Here is a 17,034-nt window from a genome sequence, read left to right as displayed (position 1 = left end):
GCGGGTCAACGCACCCCCACCACAGGGAGACAAAAATGAATCTACATATGCTCAAGCTCAGCACCGCCCTGGCGCTGATCGCCGGCGCAGCCTCAGCCGAGGAAGTGCGCGTCTACAACTGGTCGGATTATATCGACGAAGCGCTTTTGGAAAAATTCGAAGCGGAAACCGGGATCGAGCTGATCTACGACGTGTTCGATTCAAACGAAGTTCTGGAAACCAAGATGCTGGCCGGTGGATCGGGATATGACGTTGTGGTCCCAACCGCCTCCTTCATGGAACGCCAGATTGCCGCGGGTGTCTTCCAGCCGCTTGACCAGTCCAAGCTGAGCAACATGGGCAACATGTGGGATGTGATCGCCAATCGCACCGCGCAGTTTGATCCGGGCAATGCCTATTCCGTCAACTACATGTGGGGCACCACCGGGCTGGGCGTGAATGTCCAGAAAGTTCAGGAAGTGCTGGGCGAAGATGCCCCGATTGACAGTCTTGAGCTGATCTTCAACCCCGCCAATATGGAAAAGCTCGCCGCCTGTGGCGTGCATATGCTGGACGCCCCAGACGAAGTTATCCCGGCGGCACTGACCTATCTGGGGGAAGACCCCAACAGCAATGACAAGGCCGTGATCGAGCGCACCGAAGAGGTCCTCGCCCCGGTTCGCCCCTATATCCAGAAGTTCCACAGCTCGGAATATATCAACGCGCTCGCAAATGGTGACATCTGCGTAGCCTTCGGCTGGTCGGGTGACGTTTTGCAGGCACGCGACCGCGCGGACGAAGCCGAGAACGGGGTCGAAATCGCCTATAACGCTCCGAAGGAAGGGGCACTGATGTGGTTCGACCAGATGGCCATCCCGGCAGATGCTCCGAACCCGGACGCGGCCCATAAGTTCCTGAACTTCATCATGGATGCACAGAACATGGCTGCCGCGTCGAACTATGTTTACTACGCCAATGGCAACTTGGCTTCGCAGGAATTCCTCGAAGAAGATGTGATCGGTGATCCGGCCATCTATCCGACCCCGGCGGCGCTTGAGAACCTCTATGTGAAACGCGCCTACCCGTCCAAGGTTCAGCGGATTGCCACCCGTCTTTGGACCAAGATCAAATCGGGCACCTAAGCCTTCCCCTCTGCGCCCCGTCCAGCGGGGTTCCCATGGTCCGGCGCAGAGGGCTTTTCCCTATTTTCCCCGAGGAACGCCCATGTCTGACGCCGCCCCTGCCCTGGCGCCTGTTTTTGCACCCTGGAACGACCCGGACGCAAAACCGATCATCCAGTTTCAGAATGTCACCAAACGCTTCGGTGACTTCACCGCGATCGACAATCTGACCATCGACATTTACGAGCGCGAGTTCTTTGCCCTGCTTGGTCCGTCTGGCTGCGGCAAGACCACGATGATGCGGATGCTAGCCGGGTTCGAAAACCCAACCGAAGGGGTCATCTCGCTGGACGGGCAGGACATCGCCCCGGTGCCGCCGAACAAGCGCGCCGTGAACATGATGTTCCAAAGCTATGCTCTGTTTCCCCATCTTTCCGTTGCCGAAAACATCGCCTTCGGCCTGAAACGCGACAAGATGCCGAAGGATCAGATCGAAGCGCGTGTCGAAGAGATGCTGAGCCTTGTTCAGTTGAACAAATTCGCCTCACGCAAACCGCATCAGATTTCGGGCGGGCAGCGGCAGCGGGTGGCGCTGGCACGCTCTCTTGCCAAGGCCCCGAAACTTTTGCTTCTGGACGAGCCGCTGGGGGCGCTGGACAAGAAGCTGCGCCAGGACACCCAGTTCGAACTGATGGATATCCAGGAAAAAACCGGAACCACCTTTGTGATCGTGACCCATGATCAGGAAGAGGCAATGACGGTCGCCAGTCGCATTGCAGTCATGGATCACGGCAAGATCATTCAGGTCGACACGCCGTCAAAAATCTATGAGGAGCCGGGATCGGTCTATGTCGCTGACTTTATTGGGGATGTGAACCTGATCGAAGGGAATGTCACCCGCTCAGGTGATGATCACGCGACACTCAGCTGGGCATCCGGTCAGCAGGAACTGATCGGGATTGCCCACGAGGAAATCCCCTTGGGCACCCGTGCCACCCTTGCCGTGCGACCGGAAAAACTCAATATCTCAACGGAGCGCCCAGAGGGTGTGACCAATGCGATCCGGGGCCGCGTGCATGACATCGCCTATCTTGGCAACATGTCCACCTATGTGATCGAAACAGCAGATGGCAACCTGATCAAGGCGCAGGCCGCCAACACCCGCCGCATCGCCCGCCGGGCGATCACCTGGGAACAGGAAGTCTGGCTGTCCTTCACCGATACGGCAGGTGTGGTGTTGGTATCATGAAACGGTTTGCCCTGATCTCGATCCCTTATGTCTGGTTGCTGGTGCTGTTTCTGGTGCCCTTCCTGATCGTTCTGAAAATCTCTCTCTCGGACACCGAATTGTCGATCCCGCCCTATACGCCGCAGCTGGATATCAGCGAAGGCTGGGCCGGGGTAAAGGCGTGGTGGGCCGGGCTGGACATGGAGAATTTTGTCTGGCTGACCGAAGACGATCTTTACTGGAAGGCCTATCTGTCGAGCCTGAAGATTGCCATCACCTCAACCATCCTGACCCTGCTGGTCGGCTTTCCGATTGCCTATGGCATGACGCGCGCGCCGGACGAATGGCGCCCCACGCTGATGATGCTGGTGATCCTGCCATTCTGGACCTCGTTTCTGATCCGCGTCTATGCGTGGAAAGCAATCCTGTCGAACGATGGCTTCCTGACCCAGCCGCTAAATCAATTTCTGCTCTGGACTGGGCTGATCGACGCCCCCCTCGTTATCCTCAACACCAACACCGCTGTCTATATCGGCATCATCTATACCTACCTGCCCTTCATGGTGCTGCCGATCTATTCGGCGCTGGAGCGACTGGACGAAAGCCTGCTTGAGGCGGCTGAGGACCTTGGCTGTTCCCGCCTCTCAGCCTTCTGGCTGGTCACGCTTCCCCTGTCAAAACAGGGCGTTATCGCGGGATCCTTCCTCGTCTTCATTCCAGCGATGGGGGAATATGTTATCCCGGCCCTTCTGGGCGGATCGCAAACCCTGATGATCGGTAAGGTATTGTTTGAAGAGTTCTTCGCCAACCGCGACTGGCCGGTGGCCTCGGCGGTGGCTGTGGTGCTGCTTCTGATCCTGATCATCCCGATTGTCCTTTTTCAGAAAAACGAAGAAAAACAGCGGGAGGCTGGCAAATGAGAAAACTCAGCTGGTTCAATGCGCTCAGCCTGACCCTTGGCTTTGCCTTCCTCTATATCCCGATGCTGATCCTGATCATCTACTCGTTCAACGCGGGCAAGCTGGTCACCGTCTGGTCCGGGTTTTCGTTCAAATGGTATGGCGAGCTGATGCAGAACGAAGCCTTTCTGCAGGCCGCCTGGGTCACGCTGAAAGTGGCGGTGATGTCCTCGACCATCGCCACGGTTCTGGGCACCATGGCCGCCTATGTCATGGTGCGGGCCGGGCGGTTTCGCGGGCGAACACTCTTCTCCGGCATGATCTATGCGCCCTTGGTGATGCCCGAAGTCATCACCGGCCTTTCTCTCCTGCTGCTGTTCATCGCGATTGGACTGGATCGTGGCGTGATGACCATCGTGCTGGCCCATACCACGTTTTCAATGTGTTATGTTTCGGTGGTGGTCAGCTCACGCCTCGTCACCTTCGACCAGTCCCTGGAAGAGGCCGCCCTCGACCTTGGCTGCACCGGTTTCGAGGCCTTCCGCCTTGTCACCTTGCCGATCATCCTGCCGGCGGTGTTCTCGGGCTGGCTGTTGGCCTTTACCCTGTCACTCGATGATCTGGTGATCGCCTCCTTTACATCCGGCCCCTCATCCACAACCCTGCCGATCAAGATCTTTTCAGCCGTGCGCCTGGGGGTTACACCGGAAATCAACGCCCTTTCGACCATCATGATCGGGCTTGTGACCATCGGCGTCATCGCCGCCTCGCTCAGCTCGAAACGGGCCATCGCCCGCAAACAACAAGACGAAAGAGACGCAAACTGATGAGCGATTTTCTGACTGAATATGCCGCCTATTGCGACCAGCATGGCAGGCCTGAACGGATCGAGCTTATGCTCTGCGATGTCAACGCGGTGCTCCGCGGGAAATGGCTGCCCGGCGACGATGAAAAGAAGCTGGCTGAAGGCATGGTGCGCCTACCGATTTCCACCTATGCAGCCAATATCCTGGGGGCAGAAGTGTCTGCCACCGGGCTGGGCATCGTTGTGGGCGACCCGGATGGCCGGATCGTGCCCATTCCCGGCACCATGAAGCCCGTCCCCTGGGCTAAGGGGAACATGGCGCAAATTCAGGTTGAGATGCTCGACCCGGAAACCGGTGAGCTCAGCGAGCTGTCCTCACGAAAGCTGCTGTCAAACATGGTCGACAGGTTTCATGAAAAAGGCTGGCATCCCGTGCTGGCAAGCGAACTGGAATTTTATCTGATCCAACCCCGCAACAGCGAAGACGAGGCCCCAACCCCCCCCGTCCGCAGCCCCGATGCGCAAAACTACGATCTGGAAGTTCTGGAACGTATGAAAGATGTACTCGACGAAATACTTGAGGCCTCGGCCATTCAGGGTCTCGCCACGGACACATTGATCGCCGAATATGGCCCCGGCCAGTTCGAGGTGAATTTCCACCACACCGATGATGTTCTAAAGGCCGCCGACACCGCGCTGCTGTTCAAACGCCTGGTGCGCGGGGTTGCGCGCAATCATGGGCTAGAAGCCACCTTCATGGCCAAGCCCTATGCCGATTTCCCCGGCAATGGCATGCATCTTCACGCCTCGGTCGTGGATGCAGATGGGAAAAACATCTTTGATGATGGCAGCCCAAAGGCCTCTGACACGCTCCGCGCTGCGGTCGGTGGTACGCTAGACACCATGCGTGACCTACAGGCGATTTTCGCCCCACATCTGAATTCCTATCGTCGCTATCGCCCCATGAGCTTTGCGCCCTCGGCCCCGGATTGGGGCTATGACAACCGCGCCGCCGGCGTGCGTTTGCCAGAAATCAAGGGCCCCGCCGCCCGCTTGGAACACAGGATCGCGGGGGCAGACGTGAACCCCTATTTGGTCATCACCGCCATTTTGGGGGGCATGCTGCACGGGCTGGAAACCAAACCGGACCTGCCATTGCCCTTGGATGACCCAAATGCCGAAACCGCCCCCCGTCTGACAGCCGATTGGATCCGCGCCGTCGACCGTTTCTCACAATCCGATATTGCGGCTGAGATCTTTGGCAAGCGATACCGCGATATTTATTCTGCGATCCGGCTTGATGAAATCGACCAATTGACCAATGAAATCAGTCAGGTGGAATATCGCGCCTATCTCGGGCGGCTATAACAGCACGGAAGGCAGGCATCTTTGATCCTGCCTCCCCTCATATTTCTGGTCAAAAATATCCTGGGGTGAATTGGTCCCGAAGGGATCAAGAGGGGCAGCGCCCCTCCTCATGCATTTCTGACCGACGACGTCCTCGAAGTAATCCCCGCAAGCTTTGCAGATGGTCAGGCAAAAAGCCCCTTATAGGTCTCTCGCATCACATTCTTCTGCACCTTGCCCATCGTGTTGCGCGGCAGGGCCTCAACCAGCACAAACCGCTTGGGCTGCTTGAACTTGGCAAGCTTGCCGTCAACGCCCGCCCGCAGTTGATCCGTGTCCAGCGTGACGCCTTCCTGAGGCACCACAACCGCCACAACCGCCTCGCCGAAATCCTCATGCGGCACCGCAATCACCGCACTTTCCAGCACGCCCGGCAAATCATCAATCACCCCTTCCACTTCCTTCGGATATACATTGAACCCGCCGGTAATGATCAGATCCTTGCCACGACCAACAATGGTCACATAGCCGTCTTCATCCACAAACCCGAGATCTCCGGTGATAAACCATCCATCCGCGCGCAGCTCTTCCGCCGTTTTTTCCGGCATCTGCCAGTAGCCCGCAAACACGTTATCGCCGCGCACTTCGAGCACGCCAATCTCGCCAGTGGGCAGGGTCTCTCCGCTCACCGGGTCGCAGATCTTCAACTCCACCCCGGGCAAAGGAAACCCGACTGTGCCCGCACGGCGCGCGCCCTCGTAAGGGTTCGACGTGTTCATATTGGTTTCGGTCATGCCGTAACGTTCCAAAATCGAATGCCCGGTCACTGCGCGCCAGCGATCATGGGTTTCGGCCAGAAGCGGCGCAGAGCCCGACACGAACAGTCGCATGTTCCTCGCCGCTGCCCCCAGGCGCGGATCCTTCAACAGCCGGGTATAGAAGGTCGGCACCCCCATCAGCGCCGTCGCCGTGGGCATCGCCTCAATGATTGCCTCTGCGTCAAAGCCGCCCATGAAAATCGCCTGTGCGCCGGCCATCAGGGTGACATTCGTCGCCACAAACAGCCCGTGCGTATGAAAGATCGGCAGCGCGTGGATCAACACATCCTTGTCCGTGAACTGCCAGTAATCACGCAGCACCTCGGAGTTCGAGGCCAGCGCCCGATGCGTGAGCATCGCCCCCTTGGAACGCCCTGTCGTGCCCGAAGTATAGAGGATCGCCGCAAGATCCAATGCCTCGCGCGGCACCGCCTCAAACCCCGGTGCCTCAGCATCCCGCGCGGAGACAAGGCTCCCCGCTCCGCCCATGCCAAGGGTCAGCACATGGGCCACACCGCAGTCGTCTGCCACCGGGGTCATCTCATTCAACCGCTTGGGATCACAGACAAACACCCGCGGACAGGCATCACCAAGGAAATAGCGCACTTCTTGGGCCGTATAGGCGGTGTTGAGCGGCAGGAACACAGCCCCCGCCAGCACCGTGCCCACGTAAAGCTCCAGCATCGGCACCTCTTTTGGCGTCTGCACAGCAACCCGATCGCCTGGCTCCACCCCCAATCGCACCAAGGCCGCGGCCATCCGCTCGGCATTGGCCCAGAACGTCCCGTAGGTGGTCTCGGCCCCGCTGGAAAAATCGGTCAGGAACGGGGCATCATGGCGACCATCGGAGGCTTGGGAAATGGCGTGGGCGAGGTGGTTGGCATCATACATGAGGGGCTCCGAAATCTGGCAATTTATCGCGGTTTGCACGAGGGTTAGCGGCTGGGCGTCACCGGGTCAATCGGACCATTCGGCCCGCCCAGCGCCTCTTCAATCCATTTCGCAACTGATAAAAGCTTCGCCTCACCACGCGGCGGGCCGATCAGCTGCAAGCCAACAGGAAGGCCATCGCTGGAAAACCCCACCGGGATCGACATCGCCGGCAGGCCAGCCGTGGTGGCAAGGAAGGCAAAGCGCAGCCAGTCCATGTATCCGCTCAGGCTCTGTCCGCCGACCTCCCGCACCCATTCTTCGCTTTGTGCATGAGGCATATTGCCCACCACCGGGCAGGCAAGCACATCGTAGCGATCGAGAAACACCCGCATATTGTCATAAATAAGCGAGCGCCCCAGCTGGGCCTCGGCAAATTCCTCGGCGCCCAGCGACAGCCCATAGGCAAGGTTGTCGCGCAGGGTGGGTTTGAAATGACGTGTGAGGGATTTGGGCGCTTTGGCGAAATTCGCGGTCCACATGAAGCCGCGCAGCTGGTGGTAGGTGCGTTCCAGATTGGGCAGCGCCGGGCAGGCCTCTTCCACTTCGGCCCCAGTCTGGTCAAGCCTAGCCATGGCGCGTGCCAGATGGTCCGCCATATCCGCATCCACAGGCGCAAAGCCCCCCAGATCCGGCGCCCAGCCAATCCGGGGGGCAAGAGGTGTCTGGATTGCTTCCTGATACGGGGTATCGGGCGGAGGAAAGGACAATGGCGCGCGCGGGTCAAACCCGCACATAGCGTCCAGGAACAGGGCACAATCGGTGACGGATCGGGCCATGGGCCCCTCGACACCTTCGCCGACAAAGCCCGTCAGGGACGATTTGGCCACCAGCCCCGGCGAGGTGCGCAATCCGACCACCCCGCAATAGGCCGCTGGGGTGCGCAGGCTGCCGCCGTGATCGGATCCATGGCTCAGCCAGAGCGCCCCTGTCGCCAGTGACACCGCCGCACCGCCGGATGACCCGCCCGCGTTGCGCCGCGTGTCATAAGGGTTGAACGTTGCGCCAAACACCTCATTGAACGTGTTCCCACCCGCACCGAATTCCGGCGTGTTGGTCTTGCCCATCACCAGCGCGCCACGCCTCTCCAGCCGTGTGACAAGCGGGTCACTTTCGGCTGGAACATTCGCGGCCAACCCCTTGGTGCCGAAAGTGGACCGGACACCTGCAACCGGGGTGAGGTCTTTGATGCCAATTGGCAGACCCGCAAGATCCCCCGGGTGATCGCTGGGCCTGAGCGACATGACCTGCGCGCGGGCGCGCGTTGAGCAGCGCACCGGCACCGCATTCACGGCGGGATCCACCTGATCCATCCGGGCCTCGGCGGCCGAGATCAGTTCGTCCGGGGACAGCTTGCGCGCCTTCAGCAAGGCCACCACCTGATGCGCTTCCATCGCACACAGATCTGATCCGGTATATGCCATTCTGCCCTCCTGTTTTGCGCAGTGTAACGCCCCGGGGTCAGCTTTCAATCGGTTCGATCAGCGCGGGGCCGGAGGCGCGATTGGAGTTCACCTCCTGCCCGACCGGGTGCATTTTCAAAAGCCCCGGTTCGGGGGGCACCATAAGCCGGGCCGCGCCATGACCTTCTTCGCCCAGCCATTTCCCCTGTCCCAGATCCCGGCACACACCAAGGGGGTTCCATCTGCCCTTGTGACATAATTAGGGGCGGCGAGTGCTGCCCTCGCGAAACCATTCGTAAAACCCGTCCATCGGGATCAGGCAGCGCCGGGCGCGACAGGCGGCACGAAACGCGGGTTTCTCCGCAATCGTTTCCGCGCGGGCATTGATCAGGAGCGGCCCATCACGCTCAGACTTATACCAAGATGGCCGGAACCCCAGCACATCGCGGACAGGCGCCGCGCACCTCCCATCAATGAAATCACCGACACCTGGCTGGTTGGGCAGACGTCGAAGGTTTCATGTGCAGGCAGGTCATTTGACGAGCTCGCCTTGAACAGCCTGGCCATCGCATCCGGGGGCAAAGTTGTGGCAATACGCCCGCACATGGCCTGCTAAAGCGTTTCGGGATAAACTTGAGACACGTGTTTATTCCGAAACGCCCACGACATTGATATCTCTTGCAGCGCTTCGGTTTTGCCCAGTGTTTTTGCCCTGTGTCAGGTTAAAACCGAAACGCTTTAGCGCACCGATTTGCGGGCGATGTCAATTCTCGCCTCCATCATGGACATCTCTTTCATGATGTCGCGGCGGCGGGTCCGGTCGCCCGTTTCAGCCAGTTCATCGCGCAATTTCTGCAACATGCGCGACAATGACACAAACTCCGGCACCGCGCCGTTTTCCCGGATCAATCGGTTGATCAGCGCAGCCTCGGGGTCGCCCTCCAGATCAAGCGGCTTGCCTGCCCCTTCGAGGTTGTCAAAGTCGCCCGCCTCTTCTGCGGCGCGGATTTTTTGATTGATGAGGTCTATGAGCGGATGATCCATGGTGGGAGTTTAACGCGCATTCTGATGATCGCAAAGACGCGGGTCTGTGCAGGGCGCTGAAAAGCTGGCACCTGACGGGCGAGAATACTAGTTTTCTAGTTTTCTAGTTTTCTAGTTTTCTCAAAAAACATCGCCAGCCAAGTCGTCCCATCAACAAGGAAGGGCAGGATTTCTCCAGCCCTTCCTAACGTCATCGAAACAGGATTTTCCGATGATTATTTTTGGGTGATGCGCCCATCCAGCATCGGTGTCACAGGTGTCATCCGAGCCATGTATTCAGCAGTCACATCAGCAAGGTCCGGACCAAAATCATAGGCATTCTGCGCATCGCGGAACATCTTGTATCCATCCCCCCCATTGCGCACATAATTGTTGGAAACGACCCCATATACCTTTGCAAGATCAATAGGTTGCCCACCGACCATTACATCTGACACCCGTTCCCCCGCCGGTTTTGACACATCAAAGGCAAAGCTCATCCCCGCCACTTGCGGGAAGCGCCCGGCGCCCTCCTCATGCTTGCTCACGCCATTTTCGAGCGCGGCCACAATGGTTGCCCCATCCACCTGGAAGGTCGAGAGCGTATTTTGGAACGGAAGCACGGTCATCACTTCCCCCATGGTCACATCCCCCGCATCAATAGAGGCACGAATACCGCCACCGTTCTGGATTGCAATCTCGATGCCCTGATCCTTCACCCGGTCCAGCATGGCGTCAGCAATAATATTGCCCATGGTGCATTCCATCAAACGGCAAGATACCCGTTCGCCATCAATTGCCTCGGCAGAACTGGCCACCACCTTGTTGCGGATCTCGTCGAGCGGCTTGGCAGCCTGCGCGATGCGTGCGGCAGTGTCTTCATCCTCAGAGACCGAGGCGTCGAGCAACATCAAATCGCCGCCAGCGGCCTGGACATTGCCGTCGTCATCAAAAGAAATATCGAGCACGCCCAGAAACTTACCATAAGCATAGGCCTGCACGATCGGCACGCCGTTCACGTAGGTCGGGTAAGACCCTTCTGCGCGCTCGTGGGTATTCGACAAGAGCGTGTTGGAGTGCCCCCCCACGATCACGTCAACGCCGGTGGTTTCCGTCGCAACGCGCTTGTCCACAACAAAGCCGGAATGCGACAGCACGATGATCTTGTTGACCCCCTGTTCGGTCAGCCTGTCAACTTCCTGTTGCACGGCGCCGACCGGGTCGCTGAAAATGACATTCGGGCCCGGCGAGGCAAGCTCGTCGGTGTCCTGCGGGGTCAGGCCAATCAGGCCAATCTTCTCGCCGCCCCGTTCGATTACGGTGGATTTCGCCAGCTTTTCATGGAGCAAAGGCTCGCCCGAAACATCTGCATTCGACATCAGCACCGGGAAATTCACCGCATCCATGAAGCCACGCAGCACCTCCGGGCCGTCGTCAAACTCGTGGTTGCCCACGGTCATCGCGTCATAGCCCATCTTGTTCATCATCTCGGCGGCCAATTTCCCCTTGTAATAGGTGTAAAACAGCGTGCCCTGAAACTGGTCGCCACCATCAACAAGGATGGAATTGTTAGTCTGCGCGCGCGCTTCGGCAATGGCCGACACAAGGCGGGCAGAGCCACCGAAACACTTGCCATCTGTGTTGTCCTCGGCCGAGCAACCGCTGTCATATTTGGAAATCGGCTCAAACCGTGCGTGAAAATCATTGGTGTGCAGAACGGTCAAGGAATAGTCCGCAGCGGCTGCACCCGCGCCCAGCGCCAAAGCGGCAACAGTGGTCAGGAAATGTTTCATATCAGGTTCCCCCTGGAATTTTGATCTGCCGAAAGACTGGCCCGAGTCGGACACCTTGTCAAAGCCGTGGCACGACTTCCGCAACGGTAAGTAGATCACTTTCCGCCCCGGACCAAGCCGCTACGGGCAGAAAAATTTTGTTAACAATCCAGAAAATCCCCTTATCATCGACAGGACATTCCCTTCAGGCCCACCTGACCGCCCCACCTGACCGCAAAGGATCCGACATATGAACCGCTACCCCCGTGACATGCGCGGACACGGACAGTTTCCACCCAACCCGCAATGGCCGAACGGGGCCCTGATCGCGGTGCAATTCGTGCTGAACTACGAAGAGGGCGGTGAAAACTGCCTGCTGCATGGTGATGCGGCGTCCGAGGCCTTCCTGTCCGACATTCCCGGTGCCGCCGCCTGGTCAGGGCAACGTCACTGGAACATGGAATCGATCTATGAATATGGCGCACGTGCTGGTTTCTGGCGGCTGCACCGCCTGTTCATCGAAGCGGGAATACCCCTGACCATCTATGGTGTGGCCACCGCACTTGCGCGCAGCCCGGAACAGGTGGCCGCGATGAAAGCCGCCGGATGGGAAATCGCGTCACACGGGTTGAAATGGGTCGAGCACAAGGACATGCCCGAGGCGGAAGAGCGGGCACAAATCGCCGAAGCCATTCGCCTGCATAGCGAAGTGGTCGGGGAACCGCCGCGAGGCTGGTATACCGGACGCTGTTCGGCCAACACCGTGCGGCTGGTCGCTGAGGACGGCAGGATTGACTATATTTCAGACAGTTACGACGATGACCTGCCCTATTGGCGCCGCTTCGCAGAACGGGACCAATTGATCATCCCCTATACGCTGGAAGCCAATGACATGCGATTTGCCACCGCCCCCGGCTGGGTCACGGGGCGGGATTTTGAAGACTACCTGACCGACAGTTTCGATACGCTTTACGCCGAAGGCACCGCCGGGCGCCCCTCGATGATGACTGTTGGCCTGCATTGCCGCCTTGTGGGCCGGCCCGGGAAAATTTCCGGGCTGAAGCGGTTTATCGACCATATTCAGTCACATACCGGGGTCTGGTGTCCGCGCCGGATCGAGATCGCCGAGCATTGGGCCAAAACCCATCCTCCCTCTCGTTTCGAACGCCCCAGCCAGATGAGCCGGGACCGGTTTGTCGAGTGTTTCGGGGGCATTTTTGAACATTCCCCCTGGGTGGCAGAGCGTGCTCATGGGTTGGAACTTGGCCCCGCCCATGACAGCGCAACCGGTCTGCACAACGCCCTGTGCCGCAGCTTCCGCGCCGCTTCAGACCAGGACCGTCTGGGTGTTCTGAACGCACATCCCGATCTGGCCGGCAAACTCGCCGCTGCCGGGCGCCTTACGGCTGAGAGCACATCCGAACAAGCCTCCGCCGGGCTGGATCTTCTGACCGATACGGAGCGGGAAACCTTTACCCGGCTGAACCGGGACTATGTCGAAAAACATGGCTTCCCCTTTATCATTGCGGTGCGTGACCACGACAAATCCTCAATCCTTGCCGCGTTCCGGCGCCGCCTTGAACAGGCAAGCCACGCGGAGTTTCAGGAAGCCTGCAGACAGGTGGAGCGCATTGCAGAATTTCGCCTGAAGGACCTCTTGGCATGAGCCCGCGCGAGGTCATTGCCCAGCCCTTGACGGCAGATCAGTTTTCCCCGTTTGGCGATGTGATCGAACGCGGAGCAGCCCCGCGGCCGATCAATGCCGGAATGTGTGACCGGCATCATGATCTGGCCCAGCTGGATTTCGGAACCGGGCGCGCCGGGATCAGCCTGTTTGATGGTCAGGCCCGCAGGTTTCCCTATCGTCTGGATCTGGTCGAGCGGCACCCGGAAGGATCGCAGGCGTTCATCCCCCTCAATGGCGTGCCTCTTCTGATCACCGTCTGCCCGGATGAAGGCGGCCGCCCAGGCACGCCACGCGCCTTCATGATGGCGCCGGAACAGGCCATCAATCTGCATCGCGGCACCTGGCACGGGGTTCTGGCCCCGATCGACGCGCAGGGGCTTTATGCGGTTGTGGATCATATTGGCCCGGCCCTGAACCTCGAAGAACATCTGTTCAAGATCCCCTGGATCATCTTGCCCCCGGCCCAAAGCGTTGCAAAAAAAGGCTCGGGGCGCTAGCAGGGGCGCAATTTCAAGGGAAAACACGACGGTTTGGCGGGGGTCACATGAAAATCAGCATCGAAGACAGGATCGAACAGCGTGTTCTCGAAGCGATTGCCGAACGCCGCCTGCCCCCCGGGGCCAAGCTGGGGGAGCAGTTGCTCAGTGATATTTTCACCTGCAACCGGGCCAATGTGCGCCGGGCGCTGGCCTCGCTTGCAGCTCAGAATGTGGTTGACCTGATCCCCAATCGCGGGGCCTTTGTCATCTCGCCTTCCCCCCGGGATGCCAAAGACGTCTTTCAGGCCCGCCGCGCAATCGAGCGAACCATCGTGACAGCCGCATGCGATCATGCAACAGACACGGATCTGTCCGCATTGGCGGATATTATCGCCAATGAGGACGCCGCGCGGGACGCGGGTGATGAGACACAAATTCTGCGCCTGTCATCAGAGTTTCACCTGCGCATCGCTGACGTTGCGGGAAACAGTGTTCTGACCCGCTTCCTCACCGACCTGACCATGCGCTCTGCCCTGATTATCGGGCTTTACGGCCATAACGGCCCGTCCCATTGCGACCGGGGTGAACACCGCCGTATTCTGGCCGCGCTGGCCGCTCGGGACAAAGCGCAACTGATTGCGGAGATGGAACGCCACCTGTCTCATCTTGAGGCCGATCTGGATTTCTCACGCCTGTCGGAAAAGCAAGTGCCCCTGGAAGAGATCCTGCAACCCTGACCTGCCCCAGAACCACCTCAGACCTGCCGCAACCCCATATGGCGGTTGACATCTTTGTAAAGGAGATAGCGGAAGGGCCCCGGCCCCCCCGCGTAACAGGCTTGCGGGCAAAAGGCGCGCAACCACATGAAATCGCCAGCTTCGACCTCAACCCAATCCTGATTGAGTCGGTAAACGGCTTTCCCTTCAAGCACATAAAGGCCATGCTCCATGACATGGGTTTCGGCAAAGGGGATCACGCCACCGGGCTGAAACGTGACAATATTCACATGCATGTCATGGCGCAGATCTTCGGGATCGACAAAACGCGTGGTGGCCCAGGCACCATCCGTATCAGGCATCGGTATCGGCGTGTGATCCTGTTCATTCGTCACAAAGGCTTCGGGTGGGGAAATCCCGTCAACATGCTGATAGTTCTTTCGAATCCAATGAAAGCGCAGCGGGGTCGATCCACAGGCACGCACGCTCCAGACCGCATCCGGTGGAAGATAGGCATAGCCACCTTCCATAAGTTCATAGCTGTCGCCTGGGAGGGTGAGCCGCATGGTGCCTTCCACCACAAACAGCACCGCCTCTACATTTGCTTCAGTCTCGGGATGGTCCGATCCTCCTCCGGGAACCACCTCGGCTATATACTGCGAAAAGGTCTCGGCAAAGCCCGACATCGGACGCGCCAGAACCCAAAACCGCGCCCCGTCCCAATGCGGCAGTTTCGAGATCACGATATCCGAAAACGTTCCGCGCGGGATCACCGCATAGGCCTCGGTAAACATGGCGCGATCTGTCAATAACTGGGTCTGCGGCGGCAACCCGCCTTTCGGAGAGTAATAGCTGGGTTTGGACATGGGCTTGGACCTCAAGAAACAGGGGCGATGCGCCCATTGTTAACAAAAAACCGGCCACCCGAAAGCCCATTCCTGCACAAATGCCCCCTCAGACCAACACGCCTTGCTTGACGGGCGCGCTGCCACTTGGCATGTGGAGCGCATGTTGATCTACAAAATCCTTCGGGCCGAGGAATGGACCTCTTTTCAATCTGCCGGCCAGACCAGTGGTGCCCCTGTCGATCTTGCCGACGGGTTCATCCACTTTTCCACCGCCACACAGGCACGAGAAACCGCCGCCAAGCATTTCAAAGGCGAAGACGGGCTGGTTCTGGTGGCGTTTGACGCAGAGGCCATGGGGGACGCTCTGAAATGGGAGCCGTCGCGGGGCGGCGATCTGTTTCCGCATCTCTACCGCGACCTCGCCTTGTCCGAAATCCACTGGCAAACCTCCCTCCCACTTGGCCCGAACGGCCATGAATTCCCGGAGAAAATGAAATGAACCTTGTCGAGAAACTGGCCCTCAAGGCGTTGCACCAGACCGATCCGGAACGCGCGCATACGCTGTCACTGTTGGCCCTGCGCGCAGGTGTTGTGCCCCTTGCGGGGGATGTGACCAGCGACCGTCTCAAGACCAGTTTCTGTGGGATGGACCTCTTGAACCCGGTTGGCCTTGCCGCCGGATATGACAAGAACGCACAGGCGGTGTCACAGCTGACACAAGCGGGGTTTGGCTTTGTCGAAGTCGGCGCCATCACCCCCCGCGCCCAGCCCGGCAACCCGAAACCACGGCTTTTTCGCCTGACCGAAGACCGGGCGGTCATCAACCGCTTCGGTTTCAACAATGAAGGCATGGACGCCGCAGCCGCGCGCCTCGCCCGCCGGGATCGCCGCCGCCCAGTGCCCGTGGGGTTGAACCTTGGCGCCAATAAAGACAGCGAAGATCGCGCCGCCGATTTCGCCAAAGTGCTGGAATGCTGCGGGCCGCATCTCGATTTCGCAACCGTGAATGTCTCCTCTCCCAACACGGAAAAACTGCGTGACCTGCAAGGGGCCGACGCCCTGCGTGGATTGCTCAGCGGGGTGCAGGAGGTGCGGGGTGGTCTCGACAAATACATCCCCGTCTTCCTGAAAATCGCCCCCGATCTGAGCGATGCGGAACTGGCCGAAATTGTCGAGGTTGCGCTGGAGGTCAAGATCGACGCGGTGATCGCCACCAATACCACGCTTTCACGTGAAGGTCTGAAAAGTGCCCATAAGGACGAAACCGGCGGCCTGTCCGGCGCGCCTTTGTTCGAAAAATCCACCCGGGTGCTGGCCCGGCTTTCGAAACTGAGCGATGGGAAACTGCCGCTCATTGGCGTGGGGGGCATCTCCTCTGCCGAACAGGCCTATGCCAAGATCCGCGCAGGTGCCTCTGTGGTGCAGCTTTATTCCGCGCTCGCCTATCAGGGCCTCAGCCTGGTGGAAGAGGTGGCCCGCGGGCTTGATGCCCTGCTGACACGGGATGGGTTCACCAAGGTCAGCGAAGCGGTTGGCACCGGGCGGGAGGACTGGCTATGAGCGTCACAATCTGGCACAATCCCCGCTGCTCCAAATCACGCCAGACCCTGGCGCTGGTGGAAGAGCGCACCGCGGTGAACATTCGCAAATATCTCGACGATGCCCCCAGCGCAGATGAAATCCGAGCAGCCTGCGCCGCACTCGACCTGCGCCCGATTGACATGATGCGCAAGGGCGAGGGGATTTTCAAAGAGCTGGATCTGTCTGCCGACACGTCAGACGACGACCTGATCGCCGCCATGGCGGCTCATCCGATCCTGATCGAACGTCCGATTGTGTTTGCAAATCAGACCGCCCGCATCGGTCGCCCCCCGGAAAGCGTTCTCGATATCCTCTGAGCTGCCATTTTCTTCCCCGCCGGAGGCATAAGGCAGGCCGAGCGCAGCGAGGCCCCTGCCCGCCGCAGGCGGTGACCGTCA

16 protein-coding genes and 1 pseudogene are annotated in these 17,034 nt (G+C 59.3%); 11 read left to right on the top strand and 6 right to left on the bottom strand.

Annotated features, from left to right (window positions below; genetic code table 11):
- The first annotated feature begins 35 nt into the window (after positions 1-35).
- The 5 genes from AKJ29_RS06165 (at position 36) to AKJ29_RS06145 (ending at position 5,400) form a co-directional block, all read left to right on the top strand.
- Positions 36-1,121: a polyamine ABC transporter substrate-binding protein gene (locus AKJ29_RS06165; RefSeq protein ID WP_055188893.1), complete on the top strand. Its 1,086-nt coding sequence runs from the start codon at positions 36-38 to the stop codon at positions 1,119-1,121.
- An 82-nt stretch (positions 1,122-1,203) separates the two neighbouring features.
- Positions 1,204-2,349, top strand: coding sequence for an ABC transporter ATP-binding protein (locus tag AKJ29_RS06160; protein WP_055188891.1), 1,146 nt, complete (start codon positions 1,204-1,206; stop codon positions 2,347-2,349).
- Entirely contained in the window at positions 2,346-3,248 is a 903-nt protein-coding gene (locus AKJ29_RS06155; protein WP_055188889.1) for an ABC transporter permease subunit, read from the top strand. The genes AKJ29_RS06160 and AKJ29_RS06155 overlap by 4 nt, the downstream gene beginning before the upstream one ends.
- Positions 3,245-4,054, top strand: coding sequence for an ABC transporter permease (locus AKJ29_RS06150; protein ID WP_055188887.1), 810 nt, complete (start codon positions 3,245-3,247; stop codon positions 4,052-4,054). The genes AKJ29_RS06155 and AKJ29_RS06150 overlap by 4 nt, the downstream gene beginning before the upstream one ends.
- The gene (locus tag AKJ29_RS06145) at positions 4,054-5,400 is read left to right on the top strand and encodes a glutamine synthetase family protein (RefSeq protein WP_055188885.1); all 1,347 of its coding nucleotides are present in this window, start codon (positions 4,054-4,056) and stop codon (positions 5,398-5,400) included. Before AKJ29_RS06150 ends, AKJ29_RS06145 begins: the two co-directional genes overlap by 1 nt.
- 164 nt (positions 5,401-5,564) lie before the next feature.
- Here AKJ29_RS06145 and AKJ29_RS06140 read toward each other — a convergent pair whose 3' ends face one another.
- The 5 genes and pseudogenes from AKJ29_RS06140 to AKJ29_RS06120 form a co-directional block, all read right to left on the bottom strand.
- Entirely contained in the window at positions 5,565-7,088 is a 1,524-nt protein-coding gene (locus AKJ29_RS06140) for a malonate--CoA ligase (RefSeq protein WP_055188883.1), read from the bottom strand.
- 44 nt (positions 7,089-7,132) lie between these two features.
- Positions 7,133-8,551, bottom strand: a complete 1,419-nt coding sequence (locus AKJ29_RS06135; RefSeq protein WP_074963593.1) for an amidase — start codon at positions 8,549-8,551, stop codon at positions 7,133-7,135.
- 37 nt (positions 8,552-8,588) lie between these two features.
- Positions 8,589-9,136, bottom strand: a pseudogene (locus tag AKJ29_RS20535) (SOS response-associated peptidase).
- Positions 9,137-9,268: 132 nt separating this feature from the next.
- On the bottom strand, positions 9,269-9,574 hold the full coding sequence (locus tag AKJ29_RS06125; RefSeq protein ID WP_055188881.1) for a DnaJ family domain-containing protein: 306 nt from the start codon (positions 9,572-9,574) through the stop codon (positions 9,269-9,271).
- A gap of 215 nt (positions 9,575-9,789) precedes the next feature.
- Positions 9,790-11,346 carry a bifunctional metallophosphatase/5'-nucleotidase gene (locus AKJ29_RS06120; RefSeq protein WP_055188879.1) on the bottom strand — a complete coding sequence of 519 codons (1,557 nt, stop codon included), beginning with the start codon at positions 11,344-11,346 and terminating at the stop codon, positions 9,790-9,792.
- Positions 11,347-11,575: 229 nt separating this feature from the next.
- On the opposite strand from AKJ29_RS06120, the gene puuE reads away from it, so the two are divergent.
- The 3 genes from puuE to AKJ29_RS06105 are packed head-to-tail and all read left to right on the top strand — an operon-like array spanning position 11,576 to position 14,228.
- Complete coding sequence (gene puuE / locus AKJ29_RS06115) at positions 11,576-12,991, top strand: allantoinase PuuE (RefSeq protein WP_055188877.1); 1,416 nt, start codon at positions 11,576-11,578, stop codon at positions 12,989-12,991.
- Positions 12,988-13,509: an ureidoglycolate lyase gene (locus tag AKJ29_RS06110; RefSeq protein WP_055188875.1), complete on the top strand. Its 522-nt coding sequence runs from the start codon at positions 12,988-12,990 to the stop codon at positions 13,507-13,509. Before puuE ends, AKJ29_RS06110 begins: the two co-directional genes overlap by 4 nt.
- A gap of 47 nt (positions 13,510-13,556) precedes the next feature.
- Entirely contained in the window at positions 13,557-14,228 is a 672-nt protein-coding gene (locus tag AKJ29_RS06105; RefSeq protein WP_055188873.1) for a GntR family transcriptional regulator, read from the top strand.
- A 17-nt stretch (positions 14,229-14,245) separates the two neighbouring features.
- On the opposite strand, the gene AKJ29_RS06100 is transcribed toward AKJ29_RS06105, so the two are convergent.
- A complete protein-coding gene (locus AKJ29_RS06100) occupies positions 14,246-15,073 on the bottom strand; it encodes a bifunctional allantoicase/(S)-ureidoglycine aminohydrolase (RefSeq protein ID WP_055188871.1) in 828 nt (275 codons plus the stop codon).
- 142 nt (positions 15,074-15,215) lie between these two features.
- Between AKJ29_RS06100 and AKJ29_RS06095 the strand changes: the two genes are divergently transcribed.
- The 3 genes from AKJ29_RS06095 to arsC are packed head-to-tail and all read left to right on the top strand — an operon-like array spanning position 15,216 to position 16,953.
- A complete protein-coding gene (locus tag AKJ29_RS06095; protein ID WP_055189082.1) occupies positions 15,216-15,554 on the top strand; it encodes a DUF952 domain-containing protein in 339 nt (112 codons plus the stop codon).
- Positions 15,551-16,615: a quinone-dependent dihydroorotate dehydrogenase gene (locus AKJ29_RS06090; protein ID WP_055188869.1), complete on the top strand. Its 1,065-nt coding sequence runs from the start codon at positions 15,551-15,553 to the stop codon at positions 16,613-16,615. Before AKJ29_RS06095 ends, AKJ29_RS06090 begins: the two co-directional genes overlap by 4 nt.
- Positions 16,612-16,953: an arsenate reductase (glutaredoxin) gene (arsC, locus tag AKJ29_RS06085; protein ID WP_055188867.1), complete on the top strand. Its 342-nt coding sequence runs from the start codon at positions 16,612-16,614 to the stop codon at positions 16,951-16,953. The genes AKJ29_RS06090 and arsC overlap by 4 nt, the downstream gene beginning before the upstream one ends.
- The last annotated feature ends 81 nt before the right edge of the window (positions 16,954-17,034 follow it).

The organism is Aliiroseovarius crassostreae, assembly GCF_001307765.1.
GTDB lineage: Bacteria > Pseudomonadota > Alphaproteobacteria > Rhodobacterales > Rhodobacteraceae > Aliiroseovarius > Aliiroseovarius crassostreae.
This window is presented reverse-complemented; position numbering and strand designations above follow the sequence as displayed.